Annotated in this window: 20 protein-coding genes; 11 read left to right on the plus strand and 9 right to left on the minus strand. The window is 71.8% G+C overall.

Going from position 1 to position 21,404, the window contains the following annotated elements; all coding sequences use genetic code 11:
* Positions 1–22 precede the first annotated feature (22 nt).
* Entirely contained in the window at positions 23–823 is an 801-nt protein-coding gene (locus OG490_RS08240) for an SGNH/GDSL hydrolase family protein (protein ID WP_330300831.1), read from the minus strand.
* 210 nt (positions 824–1,033) lie between these two features.
* Here OG490_RS08240 and OG490_RS08245 point away from each other — a divergent pair, with 210 nt between their 5' ends.
* Together OG490_RS08245 and OG490_RS08250 are read left to right on the plus strand one after the other, a co-directional pair.
* Positions 1,034–2,134 carry a DUF5925 domain-containing protein gene (locus tag OG490_RS08245; protein ID WP_330295621.1) on the plus strand — a complete coding sequence of 367 codons (1,101 nt, stop codon included), beginning with the start codon at positions 1,034–1,036 and terminating at the stop codon, positions 2,132–2,134.
* A gap of 149 nt (positions 2,135–2,283) precedes the next feature.
* Complete coding sequence (locus OG490_RS08250; RefSeq protein ID WP_330295622.1) at positions 2,284–2,826, plus strand: FABP family protein; 543 nt, start codon at positions 2,284–2,286, stop codon at positions 2,824–2,826.
* A 55-nt stretch (positions 2,827–2,881) separates the two neighbouring features.
* Here OG490_RS08250 and OG490_RS08255 read toward each other — a convergent pair whose 3' ends face one another.
* Positions 2,882–3,274, minus strand: coding sequence for a GntR family transcriptional regulator (locus tag OG490_RS08255; protein ID WP_330295623.1), 393 nt, complete (start codon positions 3,272–3,274; stop codon positions 2,882–2,884).
* Between the two features lie 115 nt (positions 3,275–3,389).
* On the opposite strand from OG490_RS08255, the gene OG490_RS08260 reads away from it, so the two are divergent.
* The 3 genes from OG490_RS08260 to OG490_RS08270 all read left to right on the plus strand — a co-directional run bounded on the left by OG490_RS08260 (position 3,390) and on the right by OG490_RS08270 (position 6,172).
* Positions 3,390–4,334, plus strand: a complete 945-nt coding sequence (locus OG490_RS08260) for a GNAT family N-acetyltransferase (RefSeq protein WP_330295624.1) — start codon at positions 3,390–3,392, stop codon at positions 4,332–4,334.
* Positions 4,331–4,813 (plus strand): DUF402 domain-containing protein, encoded by a 483-nt coding sequence (locus OG490_RS08265; RefSeq protein WP_330295625.1) that lies wholly within the window; start codon positions 4,331–4,333, stop codon positions 4,811–4,813. The genes OG490_RS08260 and OG490_RS08265 overlap by 4 nt, the downstream gene beginning before the upstream one ends.
* Positions 4,814–5,053: 240 nt before the next feature.
* The gene (locus tag OG490_RS08270) at positions 5,054–6,172 is read left to right on the plus strand and encodes a lytic polysaccharide monooxygenase (RefSeq protein WP_330295626.1); all 1,119 of its coding nucleotides are present in this window, start codon (positions 5,054–5,056) and stop codon (positions 6,170–6,172) included.
* 66 nt (positions 6,173–6,238) lie between these two features.
* Here OG490_RS08270 and OG490_RS08275 read toward each other — a convergent pair whose 3' ends face one another.
* Positions 6,239–7,099: an esterase/lipase family protein gene (locus OG490_RS08275; protein WP_330295627.1), complete on the minus strand. Its 861-nt coding sequence runs from the start codon at positions 7,097–7,099 to the stop codon at positions 6,239–6,241.
* A 243-nt stretch (positions 7,100–7,342) separates the two neighbouring features.
* Here OG490_RS08275 and OG490_RS08280 point away from each other — a divergent pair, with 243 nt between their 5' ends.
* The 4 genes from OG490_RS08280 (at position 7,343) to OG490_RS08295 (ending at position 11,097) form a co-directional block, all read left to right on the plus strand.
* Positions 7,343–8,461, plus strand: coding sequence for a DUF3533 domain-containing protein (locus tag OG490_RS08280; protein ID WP_330295628.1), 1,119 nt, complete (start codon positions 7,343–7,345; stop codon positions 8,459–8,461).
* The gene (locus OG490_RS08285) at positions 8,458–9,120 is read left to right on the plus strand and encodes an acetate uptake transporter (protein WP_330295629.1); all 663 of its coding nucleotides are present in this window, start codon (positions 8,458–8,460) and stop codon (positions 9,118–9,120) included. Before OG490_RS08280 ends, OG490_RS08285 begins: the two co-directional genes overlap by 4 nt.
* Positions 9,121–9,124: 4 nt before the next feature.
* Positions 9,125–10,309, plus strand: coding sequence for an AAA family ATPase (locus tag OG490_RS08290; RefSeq protein WP_330295630.1), 1,185 nt, complete (start codon positions 9,125–9,127; stop codon positions 10,307–10,309).
* Positions 10,310–10,539: 230 nt separating this feature from the next.
* Complete coding sequence (locus OG490_RS08295) at positions 10,540–11,097, plus strand: YcxB family protein (RefSeq protein ID WP_330295631.1); 558 nt, start codon at positions 10,540–10,542, stop codon at positions 11,095–11,097.
* Positions 11,098–11,287: 190 nt separating this feature from the next.
* Here OG490_RS08295 and OG490_RS08300 read toward each other — a convergent pair whose 3' ends face one another.
* The 5 genes from OG490_RS08300 to OG490_RS08315 all read right to left on the minus strand — a co-directional run bounded on the left by OG490_RS08300 (position 11,288) and on the right by OG490_RS08315 (position 16,405).
* Positions 11,288–12,541, minus strand: a complete 1,254-nt coding sequence (locus OG490_RS08300) for a vanadium-dependent haloperoxidase (RefSeq protein WP_330295632.1) — start codon at positions 12,539–12,541, stop codon at positions 11,288–11,290.
* A 67-nt stretch (positions 12,542–12,608) separates the two neighbouring features.
* The gene (locus OG490_RS39150) at positions 12,609–12,686 is read right to left on the minus strand and encodes a putative leader peptide (RefSeq protein ID WP_443065936.1); all 78 of its coding nucleotides are present in this window, start codon (positions 12,684–12,686) and stop codon (positions 12,609–12,611) included.
* 118 nt (positions 12,687–12,804) lie between these two features.
* On the minus strand, positions 12,805–13,161 hold the full coding sequence (locus OG490_RS08305; protein WP_330295633.1) for a hypothetical protein: 357 nt from the start codon (positions 13,159–13,161) through the stop codon (positions 12,805–12,807).
* A 134-nt stretch (positions 13,162–13,295) separates the two neighbouring features.
* Positions 13,296–14,948: an amidohydrolase gene (locus OG490_RS08310; RefSeq protein WP_330295634.1), complete on the minus strand. Its 1,653-nt coding sequence runs from the start codon at positions 14,946–14,948 to the stop codon at positions 13,296–13,298.
* A 59-nt stretch (positions 14,949–15,007) separates the two neighbouring features.
* Positions 15,008–16,405: a purine-cytosine permease family protein gene (locus OG490_RS08315; RefSeq protein WP_330295635.1), complete on the minus strand. Its 1,398-nt coding sequence runs from the start codon at positions 16,403–16,405 to the stop codon at positions 15,008–15,010.
* 225 nt (positions 16,406–16,630) lie between these two features.
* On the opposite strand from OG490_RS08315, the gene OG490_RS08320 reads away from it, so the two are divergent.
* The gene (locus OG490_RS08320) at positions 16,631–17,188 is read left to right on the plus strand and encodes a TetR/AcrR family transcriptional regulator (protein WP_330300832.1); all 558 of its coding nucleotides are present in this window, start codon (positions 16,631–16,633) and stop codon (positions 17,186–17,188) included.
* 117 nt (positions 17,189–17,305) lie between these two features.
* Here the strand turns inward: OG490_RS08320 and adhE are convergent, their stop codons facing one another.
* The gene (adhE, locus tag OG490_RS08325) at positions 17,306–19,942 is read right to left on the minus strand and encodes a bifunctional acetaldehyde-CoA/alcohol dehydrogenase (protein WP_330295636.1); all 2,637 of its coding nucleotides are present in this window, start codon (positions 19,940–19,942) and stop codon (positions 17,306–17,308) included.
* 299 nt (positions 19,943–20,241) lie between these two features.
* On the opposite strand from adhE, the gene OG490_RS08330 reads away from it, so the two are divergent.
* Positions 20,242–21,144 (plus strand): alpha/beta fold hydrolase, encoded by a 903-nt coding sequence (locus OG490_RS08330; protein ID WP_330295637.1) that lies wholly within the window; start codon positions 20,242–20,244, stop codon positions 21,142–21,144.
* Positions 21,145–21,404 lie beyond the last annotated feature (260 nt).

The raw sequence follows: 21,404 nt of genomic DNA on the forward strand, positions 1-21,404 counted from the left end.
TCGGGGATGCACGGCCGGCCCGTCAGGCCGCGCTGGTGAAGACGGGCAGGTAGCCGCTGGACTGTCCGGCGGCCGTGGGGTGGTACGACTCACCGATGTTCAGCCAGTTGAGGCTGTGCAGCCACTCGCTGCCGGAGCAGATCTCGTGGCCGGTGAAGGCTCCGGAGACCGAGGCGAAGGTGAAGCCGTGGTTCGCGGCGCGTTTGGCGATGGCGGCGTTGAGGTAGTCGGACGCGCCGTTGATGGCCGAACGCTCGCCCTCGGTCAGTCCGGCCACGCAGGTGCCGTTCAGCTTGTAGAACCGGGGATAGCCGAGGACGACCACGTGGGCGCCCGGGGACCGGCTGTGGATGGCGTTGTAGACCTGGTCGAGCTGGCCGGGGAGGGTGGAGTCGACGTAGGCCTTGGCCTGGTTGACCCGGCTGACGCAGGTGGACTCGGACTGGAGCACACAGGTCGTCATGACGTCGGAGAATCCGGCGTCGTTGCCGCCGATGGTGATGCTGACCAGGTCGGTGCCGGAGTTCAGCGGTCCGAGCTGGTTGTTCAGCACGTCCCCGGTACGGGCACCCGAGCAGGCGGCGAAGGAGAAGGTCTGCGGGGAGTGGGCGGCGGCCCAGAGCGCGGGGTAGGCGCGGGTGGTGCGCTTGCAGTCGCCGCTGGAACTGTCGTAGTTGCCGGCGCCGACGCCGGAGGAGTACGAGTCGCCGAGGGCGACGTAGCCGAAGTCGGCGGCGGCGGAGGCCTGGCCCGCCCCGAACAGGGCGGCGCCCGCGGCAAGTAAGAGGGCGGAAGTCAAAGCAGCGAAGCGCGGCATTTTCATGCTCATGTATGCGGCTCCTTGTGGGGGGGGTTACTCCTGAGTCCGTGGTACAAGGAACCGAGGTACTTCTGGAAGTGTTCATGCCAAGAATATTCGGGGCAGACATACGGTCCGAATCTTCACCCGCATGGCGTTTGAAGAGGGAACTCCGCCACTCGATCCGGCGAAACACGGGTGCACGGGGGCAGTTCGTGCCGGATCATGGGCGCCATGCCAGCCAACCCGCAAGACGCGCTGCCGATCCGGCTCAACGTCGACGACAGCGACTCCCCGTCGGACGTCGTCGACGCGCTGTTCCTCGGCCGCTTCGCGTCCGGCGAGCAGCCCTTCTCGCACAGCGTGTCGATCGAGCGGGTGAAGGTGGGCGCGACCCTGCTGCCGCCCAAGGCAACCGTGTTGCGCTCGGCGCGCGACACCGACCGCAGCGCCACGCTCGCCGAGGGCGAGGGATGGACCATGCTCGTCTCCCGCTGGAGCCGGGGCGCGGACGTCACGGTGACCGCGGTCAGCGACGAACTCGCCGCCGGGGTGCTCGAAGAGGCCACGGCGGGTGCGCAGGACGAGCCCGAACCGCAGCCCGAGAACGTCACGATGGGATTCTGGTACGTCTCCCCGCGCCGCGGCCCCTACCGCACGACCCGGCAGATCGCGGCCGGCACCTGGCCCGAGGTGCGGCCCAACTACACCGCCCCGGTGGCCTCCGCGATGGACCGGCTGATGAAGGTCACCCCCGACGACATCGCGGGCCGGCTGCTCCTGCTGCACGGCCCGCCCGGCACGGGCAAGACCTCGGCCCTGCGCACGCTCGCGCGGTCCTGGCGCGACTGGTGCCAAGTGGACTGCGTACTGGACCCGGAACGGCTGTTCAACGACGTCGGCTACCTGATGGACATCGCGATCGGCGAGGACGAGGGCACGGCGAAGGGCCGCTGGCGGCTGCTGCTCCTGGAGGACTGCGACGAGCTGATCCGCGGCGAGGCCCGGCACACCGCCGGGCAGGCGCTGTCGCGGCTGCTCAACCTGACGGACGGTCTGCTCGGCCAGGGCCGCAACGTACTGGTGGGCGTGACCACCAACGAGGACCTGGAGCGCCTCCACCCGGCGGTGGTCCGCCCGGGCCGCTGCCTGGCCCGGATCGAGGTCGGGCGCCTGACGCACCGCGAGGCGGTGGACTGGCTCGGCACCGACGAGGGCATCTCCCGCGAGGGCGCGACGCTGGCGGAGCTCTACGCGCTGCGCCGCGGCACGACGGGGCCCTCGGCCCTGCTGCCGGCCCAGGGCCACGACTCCGAGGCCGGGCTGTACCTGTAGCCCGGACCGCGGGGACGGTCCCCTCGGACCTCCGGCGCGGGGCGCGCGCCGGTCCGGGGCGCACGGCGACGACAATGGGGCCGCGGACGAAGGCCCCCGTCGACCGAGAGCCACCCTTTCCGGGGGACCCACGAACAGGAGAACGCACCGTGCTCGAACCGGCGCAGGACAACCCCTACCCCGACAGCCACGTCCTCGGCGAGGGCCCGGAGCCGCACCCGCAGCTCCAGCCGGTACTGGGCCTCATCGGACGCTGGCACGGCCAGGGAAGCGGCGAGTACCCCACCCTGGAGCACGGCTTCCGGTACGAGCAGGAGATCACCTTCAGCCACGACGGCCGGCCCTTCCTCTGCTACGAGTCCCGCGCGTGGCTGATCGACACCTCCGGGACGGCCCTGCGCCCCGCGGGCCGGGAGACCGGCTGGTGGCGGATCCTGCCGGACGCCTCGATCGAGGTCACGCTCGCGCACCCGACGGGCATCGTGGAGACGTACGTCGGCCGGGTGTCCGGTACGGAGATCGAGATGGCCACGGACACCGTGGGCCTGACGCCCCGGGCCAAGGAAGTGACCGGCATGAAGCGCCGGTACACGCTCCAGGACGGCGAGCTGACGATCGTGCAGGAGATGGCCGCGGTGGGACAGCCCATGCAGCACCACCTCCGGGCGCAGCTGCGCCCGCGCAAGGACTGACCAGCATGAGGAGCAGGGTCAGGAGCGGGGTTCAGAACCGGAGTCAGGACCGGGCTCAGGCCCCGTACCGTGCGCGCAGCGCGTCCAGTGCCGCCGCCGTCGCCTCTTCGAAGGTCAGCCCCAGCCGCCGCGCCCGCTCCGCATAGGCCTGCGCGGCGGTGGCCGCCTCCCGGGCGGCCCCGTCACCCGCCGCCGCGACGAAGGTGCCGTTGCGGCCGCGCGTCTCGATGACCCCGTCCGACTCCAGCGCCCGGTAGGCCTTGGCGACCGTGTTCGCGGCCAGTCCCAGTTCCTCCGCGAGGCCGCGTACCGTCGGCAGCTTGAACCCGGCCGGCAACCGGCCCGCCCGCGCCCCCTCCGCGATCTGGGCGCGCAGCTGCTCGTACGGGGCGGCCGCGCCGGCGGCGCCGTCGATGCGGATCTTCAGGTGCGGGGAAGTCGAGGTCACAGGGCCGATTGTCCCCCATCGGCCCGGCCCCAGGGGGTGTCTTGCCGGTCAGGCCGGGCTCGCGGCCCCGAAATTCGCGGGCGCGCGCCCCTCGGCCGCCCGTACGGTCACCACCATGCCCACCACCATCCGCGACCTGCGCCCGAACGACCCCGCCGACGCCGAGTCCGTCGTACGGGTGCGCCGCGCGGCACTCCCCTTCATGATCGGCACGGCCCGCGGGGTGGCCTTCGAACTGGCCGTCGCCCACCCCGCCAAGCGCTACCGGCTCCTCGTCGCCGAATCCGCCGACGGGCAGGTCATCGGCACCGCGCAGGTCGGGATCGTCTACGACAGCCCCGAGCCCGGCCAGGGCTTCGTCAACGCCTACGTGGACCCCGCGCGGCGCGGGCTCGGCGCCGGGAGCGCCCTGCTGCGCGCGGCGGAGGAGCACCTCGCCGCCGAGGGCGCGAAGGACTCGTACGCCTGGGTGCTCGACGAGCCGTCCCACCGCGCGTTCGCCGGGCGCCACGGGTACCGGCCCTCCCGCTCCGCCCACTTCCTGCGCCTGGACCTGACCTCGGCGGCCCTGCCCGCGCTCCCCCGGAACCTGCCCGCCGGTGTCGAACTGCGCCCCGCCTCGGCCTTCGCCGCCGATCCGCGGCCGCTCTTCGAGGCCGACGCGGCGACGTCCCTCGACGAACCGGGCGACGTGGCGGTCGAGTTCGAGGACTACGAGGACTGGCTGCGGCACACCTGGAACAACCCCTACCTGGACCGATCGCTGACCACCGTGGTCCTGGTGGACGGCGAGGTCGCCGCCTTCACCGCCGCCCACACCGACGGGGCCACCCGCTACTCCTCGGCCATGACCGGCACCCTGCGGGGCTTCCGCGGCCTGGGCATGGCCAAGCTCGCGAAGAACGACTCGCTGCTGCGGGCCCGCGCGGCCGGCTACACGCAGGCCTTCACGGGCAACGACACCGGCAACGGCCCGATGCTCGCCGTCAACACCTGGTTCGGGTACGAGGTCTGCGCGACCGAGACCCGCTTCACGAAACGACTGGAGACCCTGCGATGACCGACAGACTGACCGTCACCCTCACCAAAGCGGGCCGCACCAAGATCAGCTACCCCGCCGAGCCGGTGGCCGACACCGGCACGCGAATCACCGTACGGGCCCCCTGGGCGGCCGAAGGGGTACGGGACTTCGGGTTCGTGCGCTTCGAGCCGGGCGACGTGTTCACCGAGCACTTCTGGCGCGACCGCTGGTACGCGGTCAAGGAGGTCCGCACCGGCGAGGGCGTCCTCAAGGGCTGGTACTGCGACGTGACCCGCCCGGCGGTGGTGACGGGCAGCGCCATCCTGGTGGAGGACCTGGACCTCGACCTGTGGGTGTCGGCGGACGGCAGCGAGGTACTGCGCCTCGACGAGGACGAGTTCGCCGGGAGCGGCCTGTCCGCCACCGACCCCGAAGCGGCCGCCGAGGCCGTCCGGGCCCTCGACGCCCTGGACGCCCAGGCCCGCTCCACGGCCGGGATCGCCGCGCTCCTGGCCTGATCCGTTCCCGGACCACGGGTTTTCTGTGGGCCCGCTTAGCGGCTCCTTAAGCGGACCCTAAGGATCGCCTTGCGGGGCCCCAAGCCGGGCGAACGCGGCGTGCGGGCGGTTAGTTTGGCTGAGCCAGGGAGGGCCGGAGGCGGCGCCGCACACCCGTGAGGGGCGGCGCCGCACAGCCCCGGACCACTGGCCCGTCCACGACTCGCGCCGCCCCCTGCCGTGCCCCAGAGGAGATCCACCATGTCCGCACGCCGTACCGCCGCCCGTATCGCCGCCGTCGGCCTCGCTCCGCTCGCGGTGGCCGCGTACGCCACCTCGCCCGCGGCCGCCCACGGTTCGATGACGGACCCGGTCAGCCGGGTGGCGGCGTGCTACGCGGAGGGACCCGAGGCCCCGAAGTCGGCGGCCTGCAAGGCGGCGGTCGCGGCGAGCGGGGCCCAGGCGTTCTACGACTGGAACGCGGTGAACATCGCCAACGCGGCCGGTCAGAGCAAGTCCCTGATCCCGGACGGGCAGCTGTGCTCGGCGGGCAACGACAAGTACAAGGGCCTGGACCTGGCGCGCGCGGACTGGCCCGCGAGCCCGATGGCTTCGGGCGCCCACACCTTCCGCTACAAGGGGACCGCCCCGCACAAGGGTTCCTTCGAGCTGTACGTGACGAAGGACGGCTACGACCCGACGAAGCCGCTGAAGTGGTCCGACCTGGAGCCGGCGCCGTTCGTGAAGGTCTCCGATCCGGGGATGCAGAGCGGCGACTACGTCTTCTCCGGCACCGTCCCGAACAAGACCGGCCGGCACCTGATCTACAGCATCTGGCAGCGCTCGGACAGCCCGGAGGCCTTCTACTCCTGCTCGGACGTGGTCTTCGGCAAGGACAACGGCGGGAGCGGCAGCAGCACGGGCGGCACGGCCGGTACGGGCTCCACGGGCGGTACGGGCTCCACCGGCGGTACGGGCTCCACCGGCGGTACGGGTTCCACGGGCGGCAAGCCCAGCTCGAAGCCCGGTTCCAAGCCCTCGAACCAGCCCTCCGCCCCCGGCGGCAAGCCCGGCACCGGGGTCCCCGGCACCGACGAGGACTGCCCGCTGGCCAAGGCCCCCTCCGACCAGCAGATCGCGGACGGCGCGAGCAAGTCCACGGTGGAGCACAGCGGGCACGGGGACAACGACCCGAAGACCAACTCCAACGGCTCCCCGTCGCCGATCCCCTCGCAGAGCGGGACCGACCTCGCGGAGACGGGTGCCAGCAGTGCCACCCCGGCGATCGCGATCGCCGGGGCGGGCACCCTGGCCGTCGGCGCGGCCGTGCTGTTCGGGCTGGCCCGCCGCCGTGCGACGCCGGGCCGCCACGGCCGCTGACGACCGACAGCGGCGGACGGTCCGCCGGGGGGCGGACCGCCTGCCACTGTGCTGTCAGCCGGCCGGTCAGTCGAAGACCGACGCGCAGGTGGTCCGTTCGGCGTGTGCCGGGTCGAGGGCGTTGGCCGCCTCGTGCCAGGCGATCCGGTCGGTGAGGCCGATGGCCACGTGCTCCGACAGGTCCAGCGCGCACAGGTCCTGGAGCAGCACGTTGCGGACGTTCGGCCCGTCGAGGAACTGGCTCCGGTACGGGGTGACCACCTCGTCGTAGCGGGTGGCGATCACCGTGTACTTGACTCCGGGGACGGTGTCCCCGCCGGCGTTCAGCTTCTTCTGGAAGGCGGATCCGGCGATCTGGTCGGCGAGTCCGGGGGTGGCCGTGCTGATCAGGTCCTCGGCGCCGGGGAAGTACGGGAGGAGCTGGGTGAGCCCGTCCAGTGTGGTCCCGTGGTTGTCGGGGGCGAGCCCGACCAGGGCGTTGACCTTGGCGGCTCCGCCGAGGAACTTCAGGTAGTAGTTCGGCATCATGCCGCCCTGGGAGTGGCCGACGATGTCGGTCTTGGCCGCCCCGGTGGAGGCGAGGACCTTGTCCACGAAGGTGTCGAGCTGGCCGGCGGACTTGTCGATGGGGCCGAGCCCGTTGAAGAGGGGCACCCCGGGGAGTTGTCCGTAGTCCAGGGAGTAGACGCAGTAGCCCCGGTGGACGAGGTACGGGGCGAAGCCGAGCCAGTTGTCGACGGAGTTCCCGAAGGTTCCGTGGACCAGGACGACGGGGCGCGGGTGGGCGGCGGACGGTTTGCAGGACCAGTTGTTCCAGCCGCTGCTCGGCGCCGAGGCGGCCTGGGCCGCGCCGGTGGGGGCGACGAGTGCGGCGGTGGTCAGGGTGAGGACGGCCAGCGGGCGGAGCAGGCGTCTCCAGGGCAGCATCGTGTGATCTCCTTGCGTTCGAGGGGGACAACGCGGGGACGGCTCGGGAATTACGTGGGGGTTCATCCCGTGATCCGGATCACAAGGGGTGCTGCTGCCGCTAAATTACGGGCGAGTAGCAAGACTGGGAAGTTACGCGTCGGTAAAAGATGAGCCGGGTTCGACGGCGACCCGCCGGGCGGGATTCATCCATTCGGCCCACCCCTGCTGCGCGCCGCCGCCGGTACGCCGAGCGTGTGAGACATGACCCAGCCCACCAACGCAGATCCAGGGCAGTCCGGCGGGTTCCTCGCCGAGATCAAGGACGCGGTGACCACCCGGGCCGCCCTGCTGGTCCTCGGCGTGCTCGCGCTCCAGCTCGCCTTCATCACGTCCTACGTCGGGGCCTTCCACCACCCGAAGCCCAGCGAGATCCCGATCGCCGTGTCGGCGCCCGTGGCACCGGTCGCGGAGCAGTCGGCGAAGCAGCTCGCCGCCCTGCCCGGCAAACCGCTCGACCCGCGCGCCGTCAAGGACGAGGCCACCGCGGCCCGGCAGATCAAGAACCGGGACGTGGACGGCGCGCTGATCATCGACCCGGCCGGCAAGACCGACAAACTCCTGGTCGCGAGCGGCGCCGGAGCCTCGCTGTCGCAGGCCGTCGAAGAGGTGGTGGGCCGCGTCGAGCAGGCCCAGGGCCGCACCTTCACCATCGTCGACGTGGCTCCGGCCGCCGCCGGTGACGGGCGGGGTCTGAGCTCCTTCTACCTGGTCATCGGCTGGTGCGTGGGCGGCTACCTCTGCGCCGCGATCCTCGCGATCAGCGCCGGCGCCCGGCCCGCGAACGCGGCCCGCGCCGTCGTCCGGCTCGGCGCGCTGTTCGTATACGCCGTCGCGGCCGGGCTCCTCGGCGCGGTCATCGCCGGACCGGTGCTGGGCGCCCTGTCCGGCAGCATCCCAGCCCTGTGGGGACTCGGCACCCTGGTGGTCTTCGCGGTCGGAGCGATCACCCTGGCCTTCCAGGGGCTCGCGGGGGTGGTCGGCATCGGCCTGGCGATCCTGCTGGTGGTGGTCTTCGGCAACCCGAGCGCGGGCGGCGCCTACCCGTACCCGCTGCTGCCGCCGTTCTGGAAGGCCATCGGCCCGTGGCTGCCGCCGGGCGCGGGCACCTATGCCGCGCGCTCGATCGCGTACTTCAAGGGCAACGACATCACCGGCCCACTGCTGGTGCTCAGCGGCTGGGCGGTGCTCGGTTCGGCCGTCACCATGGCCTGCGCGGTGTCCCGCCGGGGCAGGGCCGGGGCGGCCGTGGGCAGCGGGCTCCCCGACGGGCCCGATGACCTGGACGTCTCCGACCCGACCGCGAAGGCCGCGGGCCGATGAACAATCCCCTCCACCTCAACCGTCAGGGTCCGGCCGAACAGGCCGTCTCCGTCAAGCGGATGGAGCCGAGCGCGCAGGCGCAGCTGGGCGCGCTCGGCCTGACCGGCTTCATCGTCGTCACGACCATCGCCACCGGGATCGACGCGGGCGTCTTCCCCGAGAAGCTCGGCCACTCGGTGCTCCCGCTGGTCGGCTTCTTCATCGGCGGGCTCGCCCAGCTGCTGGCCGGGCTCTTCCAGGCGCAGCGCGGCGACACCTGGCACGCGACCGTGTTCGGCGGCTTCGGACTCTTCTGGATGGCGAAGGCCTGCCTGCTCCAGTGGGTGCTGCCCGCCACCGATCCGGCCCTGCGCGGGGACGTCAGCGGCCTGTTCACGCTGCCGTGGGTGTTCGTGGTGTTCGTGCTGTGGATCGGCAGCTGGCGGATCCACCTGGTGCTGCTGTCCACGTTCACGTGCGTGCTGGTGGTCTTCGTCGCCATGACGGTCAGCGGGTTCACCGGCTCGGTGATCTGGAACCGGATCACCGGCTGGAGCGGGCTGCTGGCCGCGCTCGGGGCCACGTACCTCCTCGCCGGCCAGATCATGGCGAGCACCTGGGGCCGCCAGGTGCTTCCGATGGGCCGCTTCCTGGCCCCCGAGGAACACCCGGAGACCTGACCGCGTGATCACGACGCTCGCGGTCGAGAACTACCGCTCCCTTCGCAGGCTGATCGTCGACCTCGGCCGGCTCACCGTGGTGACGGGCGCCAACGGCACGGGCAAGTCCAGCCTCTACCGGTCGCTGCGGCTGCTCGCCGACTCCGCGCGGGGCGGCGCGATCGCCGCGCTGGCCCGGGAGGGCGGGCTGCCCTCCACGCTGTGGGCCGGGCCGGAGAAGACCGGGCGCGGGGTGCGGGAGGGGCGGTACGCCGTCCAGCCCACGGTCCGCTCCGAACCGGTGGGCCTGCGGCTCGGCTTCTCCGGGGACGAGTTCGGGTACGCCGTGGACTTCGGCCATCCGGCGCCAGTGCCCGGCTCCCTCTTCGCCCTGGACCCCGAGATCAAGCGGGAGTGCACCTGGACCGGTCCGGTCCTGCGCCCGGCCGCCCTCCTCTCGGACCGGGCGGGGCCCGCCGTGCGGACCCGGACGGCCGACGGGGGCTGGCACCGTACCCAGGGCGCCCTGCGCCCGTACGACTCCATGCTCAGCGAGCTCGCCGACCCCCAGCTGGCCCCCGACCTCCTGCACCTGCGCGAGCTGATCCGGTCCTGGCGGTTCTACGACCACGTGCGCACCGACGCCGACGCCCCGGCCCGCAGCCCGCGCGTGGGGACCCGTACGCCCGTACTCGCCGCGGACGGCTCCGACCTGCCGGCCGCGCTCCAGACGATCCGGGAGATCGGCGACCACGAGGCCCTGGACACCGCCGTCGAGGCGGCCTTCCCGGGCAGCCGCGTCGCGATCGCGGAGCGCGACGGCCGCTTCGAGCTGGAGCTGCACCAGCACGGGCTGCTGCGCCCGCTGGGCGCGGCGGAACTCTCCGACGGGACACTGCGTTATCTGCTGTGGACGGCGGCCCTGCTGACCCCGCGCCCGCCCGCCCTGATGGTGCTCAACGAGCCGGAGACCAGCCTCCATCCGGATCTGCTGGGCCCCCTGTCCGACCTGATCCTGACGGTGGCCCGGGACACCCAGACGGTGGTGGTCACGCACGCCGCCCCGCTGGCCGACGCCCTTGCGGCGGGCACCCGCCGCCACCGGGTGGACCTGCGGACGATCACCCTGCTCAAGGACTTCGGCCAGACCGAGGTCGAGGGTCGCGAAGGCCCGCTGGACGAGCCCCTCTGGTACTGGCCGAAGCGCTAGTGCTGTGGCCGGAAAGGTTTGCCGGGTCGCGGCGTCCGGTGCGGTGCATCGCAAGGCGGAGGACCGCGGCTCGTACTGGACGTACCGCCGCGGTCCGACAACGCGGCGAGGTGCCGTGCCGGGCGCCGCGCCCCGGTGAACCTTTCCGGCCACAGCACTAGGCCGCCCCTTCCGGGGACCCTTCCACCTGGCCGCGGGCCCGCGCGGGCGGTGTCGTACGCTCCGCTGTCATGGACATGGATCAAGCCGGGCGGGCCGAGGCCGACACCCTGCGCACCGCCCGGTTCGAGTTCGCTCCGGCCGCCGCCGACTACGACGAGGCCCTGCGGCGGTACAGCCGCGGGACCAGGCCCGGAATCGTCGGCACGCAGCTGCTGACGGTCGCGTTGGCGGCCGCGCTCGCGGCCGCGGCCGCGTACATCCGGATCAAGATGTGGGGCCTCGGGGCGGACGCGGTCGTCATCTCGGTCGTGGCCGGCGTCGTGGCGCTGTTCTGGGTGCGCCAAAAAGTCCGCAGGTCGCGGATGCGCCGCCAGTACGAGGCCGACGCGGCCCGCGGCACCTGGAGCACCACGCTCACCGGGGACGGCCTGACCACCACCGGCACCGCCGGGCGGGACGAGCACGTCGACTGGAGCGGCTACCCCTGGTGGTTCGAGACCCCCGAGCTGTTCGTCCTCACCGGCAGCCTGGAGCACTTCCTCGTGCTGCCCAAGCGCGGAGCGGCCTCCCCCGCCGACCTCGACCGGGCCCGCGCCCTGTTCACGGAGCACCTGCGGCGCATCTGAGCACGGGCCCGCCGGACCGGGCCGGCAAGGCCGTCTCTTTCGGATCTTGTCGGTCAGGTCCGCGTCGTCCGGTGCCGTACCTCGGCACGCTGCCGGGGCTCCCGCGTACTGGACGTACTCGGGTGACCCGGCAGCGTGCCGAGGTGCGGTGCCGGGCGGCGCGGACCCGACAAGATCCGAAAGAGACGGCCTAGCCGAGGGGTGCGAGCAGTCGGTCGGCGCCGCGCAGGGTGTGGCGGGCCACGGCCTTGCCGAGGGTGGCCCCCGCCTCGTCGGCGGAGCGGGTGTGGATGCCGGAGAGGATCCGCGCGTCGACGTTGTCGCGGGTCAGCTGCTCCCAGCTCGTGTACGTGCGCCGTACGCCGGGCGCCGTCGGGCTGGTCACGGCGAACGGGGCGGTACGGGGTCCCGCGAGGGCGTCCAGGATCACCTCGGCCGCTCCGGCGTAGGTGGTGTGGCCGCTGGGGTAGTCGGGGTGGGCCGGGGTCTGGTGGAGCGGGGTCCAGGCCGGGTCGGGGTCGATGTCCCCGGTCCGGATCGCGGTGACCGGACGCCAGCGGGTGTACGCGTACTTGCTGTCGGAGGTGGCGATCTGCGTGTCGACCAGGGCGGCGTGGAACAGCCCGATCAGCCCGGCCCGTTCGGCGGTGGAGCCGTGCGAGCGGGTCACGGCGACGCGCAGCGGCTCGGTGTACAGGGTCAGCGAGGAGCCGTACCAGAAGGTGGCGGTCTCGGTCTGGCGGGCGCTGCGGACGGTGGAGCCGGCGGCTCCGTACGCGCGCACCTCGGCGAGGTCGTCCCGGTAGCGGCGGGAGTCCAGCGCGGGCGGCGGGCCGATCCGGTACTGGTCCGGGGAGTCGAGCAGGAACGGCCTGGCCACCCGGTTGCCGTACTGCGCGGCGGGGGCGTAGCCGTCGGGCGTCGGCTGCCAGACGCCGGGCGCGGCGGGTTCCACGGCGTACGGCGCGTTCACGGAGGCGGGGTCGAGGCCGTCGCCCTGGCGGGAGGCGAGCGCGAGCTTCGCCTGCCGGGCCCCGGCGGCGACGCCCCGGTCCTCGGCGCGGCCGTCGGGGATCCGGCCGAGGGTGGCGGCGAGCGCGGAGTCGAGCTCCGCCCTGCGGGTGGGTGCGAGGTCGGCCAGCGCGTCGTGGACGGCGGAGGCGACGGCCGCGTCCTGGAAGGCGGCCCGATCCCGCCCGCCGGGTGCCTCCCCGGCGGCGCGGGCGGCGGCGAGCCAACTGATGGCCCAGGTCCGGCTGTTGGTGACCTGGGTGGGCGCACCGGCGGCGCCGACGGTCTGCGCGGTGGTGTCGTACCACTCGCGGACGACGGCCCCGCCGTCGGCGGCGGGCGCGGCCTGGGCGGCGGACGGGAGGGCGAGGGCCGTGGCGGACAGCACCAAGGCGGCGCCCAGGGCGAGCAGGGCGGAACGGGGCGGCTTCACGGATACTCCTGGCGGGTGGACTTCGGGGCGGAAGGATCGGACAGCCCGGACGGGCCGGGCGGAACCCTCACCAACACAGCGCACCGGCGACGCGCATGAAGTCGATCGCGCGCCGCTTGGTCAGACCTGGAGATCTCGTCACCATGCGCCGAAGCTAGCCATCCGCCATCACGTGGCGCAACGGCCCTTTCCTGTCAGGTCCGTTCGACCACGCACCTGTCGTCCGCCGGCCACGACCGCGTTACATCCAGCGCCCCCGGACGTCAGAACCACTTGGAGCGGCCGTCCACATTCCCGAAGGGCCTGACCCAGTCCGAGTCCGGAACCCGCAGGAAACGGCCCGCGAGCCCGACTTCGCCGGCGTACACCTGGAAGTCGATCCGCTGCCCGTCGGGGGCTCGGTACTCCAGAACCCGCATCCCCGGCCGCCAGCTCTCCCGGAGGTTCGCTCGACCACCGACGGGCAGGGCCACCGCGGAGCGCAGTGGCGCTTTGAAGCTCGCGTCGGCGCCGAGCCTCCCGTATCCGAAGAACCGACGCCGCGCCCCCTGCCGCCAGCGCGCCTGGCAGGGCACGCCCACTGCGGCGGCGATGACGGCATCCGCCGCCCGCCGGTCCACTGCACGCCTCCTGGACCTCCGTATCAACCATCTGGCCGGTGCCAGGGCCAGGACCAGGAGAAGGAGCTGAACCAGCAGGTCGAGCAAAGCGTCCATACGGTCCCCCAGAAGCTCAGGCCAAAAGTGCCGCCAACCTATCCCGCCCGATGGACCACCTCGCCGGCGACGACCACCGTCTCGGCCACCGTGCCCGGGATCCGGTCCGGGGTCACCGCGAAGATGTCCCGGGACAGGATCACGAAGTCCGCGGCCTTGCCCGGGGTCAGTGAACCCCGGTCCTGGTCGAGGAAGTTGGCGTACGCCGAGCCCATCGTGTAGCCGTACACCGCCGTCTCGATGTCCACCGTCTCCTCCGGCTGCCACGGCTCGCCGCCGTCCAGCGAACGCCGGGTCAGCGCCGTGTAGATGCCGATCATCGGGTCCATCTCGGCGACGTTCCAGTCGCTGGAGAAGGCCAGCACCGCCCCGGCCTCGGAGAGGCTGCGCATCGGCCACGCCTTGTGCCAGCGCTCCTCCCCCACGTTGCGCGCCCAGTCCTGGCCGGGGCCCGCGATCTCCGGGGCGCAGTGCCGGGGCTGCATGCAGGCCACGACCCCGAGCTGCTCGAAGCGCGGCACGTCCTGGGGGTCCAGGCATTCCACGTGCACCACCTGGTGGCGGGCGTCGCGCGGGCCGTTCACCGTCCGCGCGTGCTCGACGGCGTCGAGGACCGTGCGGATGCCCCGGTCGCCGGTGGCGTGGACGAAGCACTGGAATCCGCGCGCGTCCAGGGCGGCGAGCAGCTCGGCGAACTCCTCGGCCGGGTAGAAGGTCTCGCCGCGGTGCGAGCCGCAGCCGGCGTACGGTTCCAGCAGCGCGGCCGTGCGCGGCTCCACCACGTCGTCGATGTAGAGCTTGAGGGGGCCCACCCGGAAGCGGTCCCCGGCGTGCATGCGGGCGGCCGCCGCGAAGAGGTCGAGGTCCTCCTCGGTGGTGCCGCGCGGGTGGAACAGGGCGGCCACGATCCGCGAGCGCAGCCGGCCCTCGGCGCGGGCCCGCTCGTACAGTTCGAGGTCGTCCAGGGAGTTCTGGGGTTCCACGACGGTGGTGATGCCGAAGCCGATGGCGTCGTCGAGGCTCTTGGCGAGGCGCCCGTACTGGCGGTCGGGCGAGGCCCACGGCACGCCCAGGTCGCGCAGGGCGCGGTGGCCGTCGCGAGAGAGGCCCTTGATGGCGAAGTCCTTGACGAATCCGGTGGGTTCGCCGGTCTGCGGGTCCACCGCGGCGGTACCGAAGGGCAGGTCGGTACGGTCCTTCGCGACTCCGAGGCGGCGCATGGCGGCCGTGTTCAGCCAGGCCGTGTGCACGTCGTAGGAGAGCACGATCGCCGGGACGTCCCCGGTGACGGGGTCCAGGTCTGCGGCGGTGGGCATGCGCCCGCCGGGGATGGCGGAGTAGTCGAAGGCCTCGGCCTCGATCCATTCGGCGTCCGGGTTGGCCTCCCGCCAGGTGCGGATCCGCTCGAGGATGGCGTCGAGGGTCCGCACCCCGGCGAGCTGTACGCACGCGGCGTCGGAGCCGAGGCGGACGTGGTTGTGGGCGTCGATGAACCCGGGGAGCACCAGCCGGCCGCCCGCGTCGATCCGCTCGGTGCCGGGGCCCGACCAGGCGGCGGCCTCCGTGTCCGGGCCGACCCAGACGATCCGCCCGTCGCGTACGGCCAGGGCCTCGGCCTCGGGAAGCGCGGGGTCCACGGTGTGGATGCGGGCTCCGGTGAGCAGCAGATCGGCGGGGACGGGGTGCGTCATGGGGTGGTGCTCCTGTGCAGCAGAGGGGTACGTGGGAGGAGGTGCGTAAGGGGGCGGGCTCAGGCGGCCGGTGCGTACGCGGGCACCCGCCGGGCCAGCACCCAGTACGTGAGCCCGGAGACCACCGAGCCGAGCAGGGTGAGGTCGGCGCCGCCGAGCGGGGCCACGAGCGGTCCGGTCCACAGTTCGGAGTCGCAGGTCAGGGCGGCGAAGGCCATGCCGGCGAGGAGGGCGGTCATTCCGGCGGGGTGGTAACCGGAGCGGTACCAGTAGGCGCCCCGGATCCCGGCGTGCAGCGCTTCGGAGTCGTAGCGGCAGCGGCGCATCAGCATGTCGGCGAGGAAGACCCCGCCCCAGGGGGCGAACACGATGATCAGGAGGGAGAGGAAGGAGAGCAGGGAGGTGGTGAAGTCGGTGAGGAAGAGCGCGGCGAGCGATCCGGCGGCGGTGACGGCGGCGCTGATCACGATGGCCCGGGCCCGGCTCCAGGGGATGCCGAGGACCTGGAGGTTCAGGCTGGAGGAGTAGAGGGTGATGATCGAGTTGGTGACGGAGCCGCCCAGCACCAGGGCCAGGAACAGCGGCTTGAACCAGCCCGGCAGCAGGCTCTCGGCCCCGGCGACGGCGTCGGTCATATCGGTCTGGGTGGCAGCGGCGACGCCCGCGATCCCGAGGGCTACGGAGGAGACGAACCCGCCGAGCGCGCCCATCCAGGTGATCGACTTCAGCGAGGTGGTGCGGGGCAGGTAGCGGGTGTAGTCCGCGGGCATGGGCAGGTACGAGAACGGCCCCGCGAGCATCACCACGAAGGCCAGGCTCCAGCCGGACAGGCCGGGAGCCACGGCGTCGGCGGCAGGGGTGGTCACGGTGCCGGGCAGGACGAAGACGAGCAGGGCCGCGAAGCCGACGGCGAGGACGTACGCCATCCAGCGTTCGGCGAACTGGACGGTGGCGTGGCCCCACATGGCGACGGCGAAGGTGAGCGCGAGGGTGACTCCGAGCGCGAGGGCCCGTACCAAGGTGCCGCTGCCCAGGCCGACTTCTTCGAAGAAGACTTCCAAAGCCAGTGTTCCGACCACGGTGTTGACGATGGTGTAGCCGATGCTCACCACCCAGTTGAGGACGCCGGCGGGCCAGTTGCCCCGTACGCCGAAGGCGGCGCGGGAGATGACCAGGGTGGCGGTTCCGGTGCGGATGCCGCTGAGTCCGGCGGCGCTGACCGCGAAGAAGGAGAGCCCGCTGGCCACGACCACGGCGGTGGCCTGCCAGAAGGAGAGGCCGAAGGCGACGGCGAGGGCGCCGTTGATCACGTAGGTGAAGGTGAGGTTGGAGCCGAACCAGAGCCAGAAGAGGTCTTTGGCGTCGCCGTGGCGCTCGGCGTCGGGGATGGGGTCGATGCCGTGCGTCTCGACTCTGAAGACCTCGTCGACGTCGGCCGTCGTCTCCTGCTGCGTCATGTGTGCGTCCCTGACCTTCGACCCGGTGAACCGCCACGCCTGACCTTGAATGGCGTTCTAAGTTCTTGAATGGCATTCAAGATGCGCTGCCGACCGGGGCCGCGTCAAGACCCTGTCCGGGATAAGGTCGGCCCACGAAGATCGGGAAGGTGGCACGGGGTGGCAGGAGCAGCGGGCGCGGCGGGAGGGGCCCGGCGGCGCGACGGGCAGATCGCCCAGGAGCGGATGCTGGAAGAGGCCATGACGGCCATCGCCGAGGACGGACTGGCCACGCTCACCATGTCCGCGCTCGCCGAGCGGCTCGGCACCAGCGGCGGCCACATCCTCTACTACTTCGGCAGCAAGGACCGGCTGCTGCTGGCCGCACTGCGCTGGAGCGAACAGCAACTGGCCGTCGAGCGGACCGAATTGCTGGGCCGCCGGGTCACCGCCCACCGCAAGCTCGCGCTCTTCCTTGAGCTGTACCTGCCGCGCGGCCCCCGCGACCCGCGCTGGACGCTCTGGATCGAGCTGTGGGCCCGTACCCCCTCGAACGAGCAGCTGCGCACCGCGCAGCAGGAGATCGACGACGGCTGGCAGCAGGACCTGGAGTCGCTGCTCGCCAAGGGCGTGGACCAGGGCCGCTTCGCCGCCGGCCTGGACGTCCCCGCCCGCGCCTCGGAGCTGCTGGCCCTGCTGGACGGGCTGAGCACCCGGGTGGTGCTGGGCCAGCGCGGCGCCGACCGGGCCACGTCCCTGGAGCGCGCGCACTCGGCGGCGGCCCTGCTGGTCCCGCACACGTAGGCCCGTACGGCGCACGGCAGCCGCAAACAGCCGGCTCGGACATGTGGAAAGCCCGCCCGGGTCTTAGCGCCCCGGGCGGGCTCTTCCTGTCCTTAGCGGACGATCATGGGAGGGGTCCTACTTCTTCTTGGCGGCGGCCTTCTTGGCCGGGGCGCCCTCGGCGTTGCCGTAGTACGCCTGGAGCATGAGCTGCTTCAGGTCGTCGATCATCGGCATCCGCGGGTTGGCGGGGGCGCACTGGTCGGCGTAGGCGTTCATGGCCTGGGTGGGCAGGGCCTCGATGAAGGCCTGCTCGTCCACGCCCTCCTCGGCGAAGGAGGCGGTGATGCCGCACTTGGCGCGCAGCTCCTCGACGGCCTTGGCGTAGGACTCGACGCCCTCGGCGGCCGTGGCGGCCGGCAGGCCCAGCATCTTCGCGATCTCCTGGAAGCGCTCCGGCGCCCGGTAGACCTCGGCCTTCGGCCACGGGGTGGCCTTGTGCGTGACGGTGCCGTTGTGGCGGATCACGTGCGGCAGGAGCAGTGCGTTGGTGCGGCCGTGGGCGACGTGGAAGGTGTTGCCCAGGGTGTGCGCCATGGCGTGGACCATGCCCAGGAAGGCGTTGGCGAAGGCCATGCCCGCCACCGTGGAGGCGTTGTGCATCTTCTCGCGGGCCTCGGGGTCGTTGGGACCGTCGACCACGCAGCGCTGCAGGTTTTCGAAGATGAGCTTGATGGCCTGGAGGCACAGGCCGTCGGTGTAGTCGTTCGAGTAGGCGGAGACGTAGGCCTCGGTGGCGTGCGTCAGGGCGTCGAAGCCGGAGTCGGCGGTCACCTTGGGCGGGAGGCCCATCGGCAGCATCGGGTCGACGATGGCGACGTTGGGGGTCAGCGCGTAGTCGGCGAGCGGGTACTTCTGGGCCGCGGCCGGGTCGGAGATGACGGCGAACGGGGTGACTTCGGAGCCGGTGCCCGAGGTGGTCGGGATGGCGACCATCTTGGCCTTCTCGCCGAGCGAGGGGAACTTGTAGGCGCGCTTGCGGACGTCGAAGAACTTCTCCTTCGTGTCCCCGAACTCGACCTCCGGGCGCTCGTACATCAGCCACATGATCTTCGCGGCGTCCATCGGCGAGCCGCCGCCGAGGCCGATGATCGTGTCGGGCTTGAAGTCGCGCATCATCGCGGCGCCGGCCTGGACGGTGGCGAGCTCCGGGTTGGGCTCGACGTTGTCGATGATCTGGATCGACACCGCGCCCTCGCGGGCCTGCAGGATGTCGACGACCTTCTGCACGAAGCCGATGGCGACCATCGTCTTGTCGGTGACGATCGAGACGCGGCTGATGCCGTCCATCTCACCGAGGTACCGGATGGAGTTGCGCTCGAAGTAGATCTTCGGCGGGACCTTGAACCACTGCATGTTGGTGTTGCGCCGTCCGATCCGCTTGACGTTGATCAGGTTGACCGCGGTGACGTTGTTGGACACCGAGTTGTGTCCGTAGGAGCCGCAGCCGAGGGTGAGCGAGGGGAGGAAGGCGTTGTAGACGTCGCCGATGCCGCCGAAGGTGGAGGGCGAGTTGGCGATGACGCGGATCGCCTTGACCTTCTTGCCGAACTCCTCGACGAGGGCCTCGTCCTCGGCGTGGATGGCGGCGCTGTGACCCAGACCGTGGAACTCGACCATCGCGGCGGCCAGTTCGAGGCCGTGCTCGGTGTCGGAGGCCTTCAGGGCGGCCAGGATCGGGGAGAGCTTCTCGCGGGTCAGCGGCTCGTTCTCGCCGACCTCGTTGCACTCGGCGAGGAGGATCGAAGCGTCGGCGGGGACGGTGAAGCCGGCCTGCTCGGCGATCCACTGCGGGGACTTGCCGACGACCGCCGGGTTCAGCTTTGCGCCGTTGGCGTCGGCCGCGTAGGCGGTGGTACCGAAGACGAACTGCTCCAGCTTGGTCTTCTCGGCGGCGGAGACCACGTGGGCGCCGAGCCGCTTGAACTCGGCGAGGCCCTTCTCGTAGATCTCGGCGTCGAGGATGACGGCCTGCTCGGAGGCGCAGATCATGCCGTTGTCGAAGGCCTTGGAGAGCACGATGTCGTGGATCGCGCGGCCGAGCTTGGCGCTCTTGTGGACGTACGCCGGGACGTTGCCCGCGCCGACGCCCAGGGCCGGCTTGCCGCACGAGTACGCGGCCTTGACCATGGCGTTTCCGCCGGTCGCGAGGATGGTGGAGACGCCCGGGTGGTTCATGAGGGCGCCGGTGGCCTCCATGGAGGGGGCGGTCACCCACTGGACACAGTTCTCGGGGGCGCCGGCGGCGACGGCGGCGTCGCGGACGATGCGGGCGGCCTCGGCCGAGCAGTTCTGCGCGGAGGGGTGGAAGGCGAAGATGATCGGGTTGCGGGTCTTCAGCGCGATCAGCGCCTTGAAGATCGTGGTGGAGGTCGGGTTGGTGACCGGGGTCATCGCGCAGACGACGCCGACCGGCTCGGCGATCTCCGTGATGCCGTTGAGTTCGTCGCGGCGGATGACGCCGGCGGTCTTGAGCCCGCGCATCGAGTTCACGACGTGCTCGCAGGCGAAGAGGTTCTTGACGGCCTTGTCCTCGAAGAGTCCGCGGCCGGTCTCCTCGACGGCGAGCTGCGCGAGCTCACCGTGCTGGCTCAGCGCAGCCAGCGAGGCCTTCTTGACGATGTGGTCGACCTGCTCCTGGTTGAACGACGCGAACTGGTCGAGCGCCTTGAGCGCCCCCTGGACCAGTCCATCCACCATCTCGTTGGCCTGCATGGCAGGACTCCTTCATTTCGACTCAACTCGAACCGCTTTCCTGATGACTCAATTCGACACCCAAAAGCGGAAGCAGTGGTGCCGAAAAAGCCCTTTCCCGCCGGGCCGAAGGGCCGTTCACACCCGTTCACATCTCCTGGATCATGCTCCTGACCTGCACATACACCGAGGGACTTAAGACCCCTGTGCGCTTGTGAAAACTTTCACAAGAATTTCGAGCGGAGTGCGCCCTACCGCGCTCCTCCCCCAGCGAGCACAATCACCGTGACGAGTCGCGTCGACCGTGAGGGAGGGAGCGCGTGCGCAGTCAGGTGCGCGTCGCGGACGGACGGAATCTGACGGTGGAGCGCTGGGGCGACCCGGACGGCCGACCCGTTTTCCTGCTCCACGGCATGCCGGGCAGCAGGCTGGGGCCCGCCCCGCGGGGCATGGTGCTCTACCAGCGCCGGATGCAGCTCATCGCCTACGACAGACCCGGCTACGGGGGCTCCGACCGCCACCCGGGCCGCACCGTCGCCGACGTGGCCCAGGAGGTGGCCGCGGTCGCCGACTCCCTGGGCCTGGACACCTTCGCCGTGGCCGGCCGTTCCGGCGGCGCCCCCGGCGCGCTGGCCTGCGCGGCCCTCCTCCCGGAGCGGGTCACCCGGACGGCCGCCCTGGTTCCCCTCGCCCCCCGGGACGCGGAGGACCTCGACTGGTTCGAGGGGATGACCGCCTCGAACGTCACGGCGTACTCCACGGCCGGCCGGGATCCGGAGGAGCTGGCCGCCGGGATGATCCCGCGCGCCGCGGGCATCGCAGCGGACCCCGGCCGGCTCCTGGACGAACTGCGCCGCGAGCTCACCGAGAGCGACCGGATGGTCGTCGCGGACGCCGGCCTGCGCTCGATGCTGCTGCGGAACTACCGGGAGGGGGTCCGCACCTCCGCCTACGGCTGGATCGACGACATGATCGCCTTCAGCAGCCCCTGGGGCTTCGACCCCGCCGACATCCGCTGCCCGGTGCTGATCTGGCACGGGGGCCTCGACGAGTTCTCCCCCGTGGGCCACTCCCGCTGGCTGGGCCGCCGCATCCCCGGCGCCACCACCACCATCGACCCGGCCGCCGCGCACTTCGGAGCGCTGCACGCGCTGCCCGACGTACTGACGTGGCTGCTCAGGGAGGTGCCCGCGCCTCCCGTGAACGAGCAGCAGCCCGCATAGGACGGGCCGGGGAACGGGCGCGGAGCTCCCCGGAAAAGAAAAGGATCTTGCCGTCAGGCAAACGGCCGAATACGGAGCACCGGGGAATTCGGTCATGTTTTCCAGGGGTGGGTGACCACTCGTCACATCCGGGCGTACGAGAGGTCACGTTATAGGCAACCCCTTGGTCGTTTAGCACGCCGATGGGCACCCGGGAGGGTAAAGTCCGCGCCAGGCACCGGCTTACTCGCCGGTGTCAACCCTTCCCATTCCCCATGACC

Origin of the sequence: Streptomyces sp. NBC_00503, assembly GCF_036346895.1 — a bacterium.
GTDB lineage: Bacteria > Actinomycetota > Actinomycetes > Streptomycetales > Streptomycetaceae > Streptomyces.

Excerpts from the sequence above, each read along its gene's own strand:
- OG490_RS08240 (WP_330300831.1), bottom strand. The coding sequence starts at position 823 with ATGAAAATGCCGCGCTTCGCTGCTTTGACTTCCGCCCTCTTACTTGCC.
- OG490_RS08245 (WP_330295621.1), top strand. The coding sequence starts at position 1,034 with ATGCCAGCCAACCCGCAAGACGCGCTGCCGATCCGGCTCAACGTCGAC.
- OG490_RS08260 (WP_330295624.1), top strand. The coding sequence starts at position 3,390 with ATGCCCACCACCATCCGCGACCTGCGCCCGAACGACCCCGCCGACGCC.
- OG490_RS08265 (WP_330295625.1), top strand. The coding sequence starts at position 4,331 with ATGACCGACAGACTGACCGTCACCCTCACCAAAGCGGGCCGCACCAAG.
- OG490_RS08270 (WP_330295626.1), top strand. The coding sequence starts at position 5,054 with ATGTCCGCACGCCGTACCGCCGCCCGTATCGCCGCCGTCGGCCTCGCT.
- OG490_RS08275 (WP_330295627.1), bottom strand. The coding sequence starts at position 7,099 with ATGCTGCCCTGGAGACGCCTGCTCCGCCCGCTGGCCGTCCTCACCCTG.
- OG490_RS08280 (WP_330295628.1), top strand. The coding sequence starts at position 7,343 with ATGACCCAGCCCACCAACGCAGATCCAGGGCAGTCCGGCGGGTTCCTC.
- OG490_RS08285 (WP_330295629.1), top strand. The coding sequence starts at position 8,458 with ATGAACAATCCCCTCCACCTCAACCGTCAGGGTCCGGCCGAACAGGCC.
- OG490_RS08295 (WP_330295631.1), top strand. The coding sequence starts at position 10,540 with ATGGACATGGATCAAGCCGGGCGGGCCGAGGCCGACACCCTGCGCACC.
- OG490_RS39150 (WP_443065936.1), bottom strand. The coding sequence starts at position 12,686 with ATGGTGACGAGATCTCCAGGTCTGACCAAGCGGCGCGCGATCGACTTC.
- OG490_RS08310 (WP_330295634.1), bottom strand. The coding sequence starts at position 14,948 with ATGACGCACCCCGTCCCCGCCGATCTGCTGCTCACCGGAGCCCGCATC.
- OG490_RS08315 (WP_330295635.1), bottom strand. The coding sequence starts at position 16,405 with ATGACGCAGCAGGAGACGACGGCCGACGTCGACGAGGTCTTCAGAGTC.
- OG490_RS08320 (WP_330300832.1), top strand. The coding sequence starts at position 16,631 with ATGCTGGAAGAGGCCATGACGGCCATCGCCGAGGACGGACTGGCCACG.
- adhE (WP_330295636.1), bottom strand. The coding sequence starts at position 19,942 with ATGCAGGCCAACGAGATGGTGGATGGACTGGTCCAGGGGGCGCTCAAG.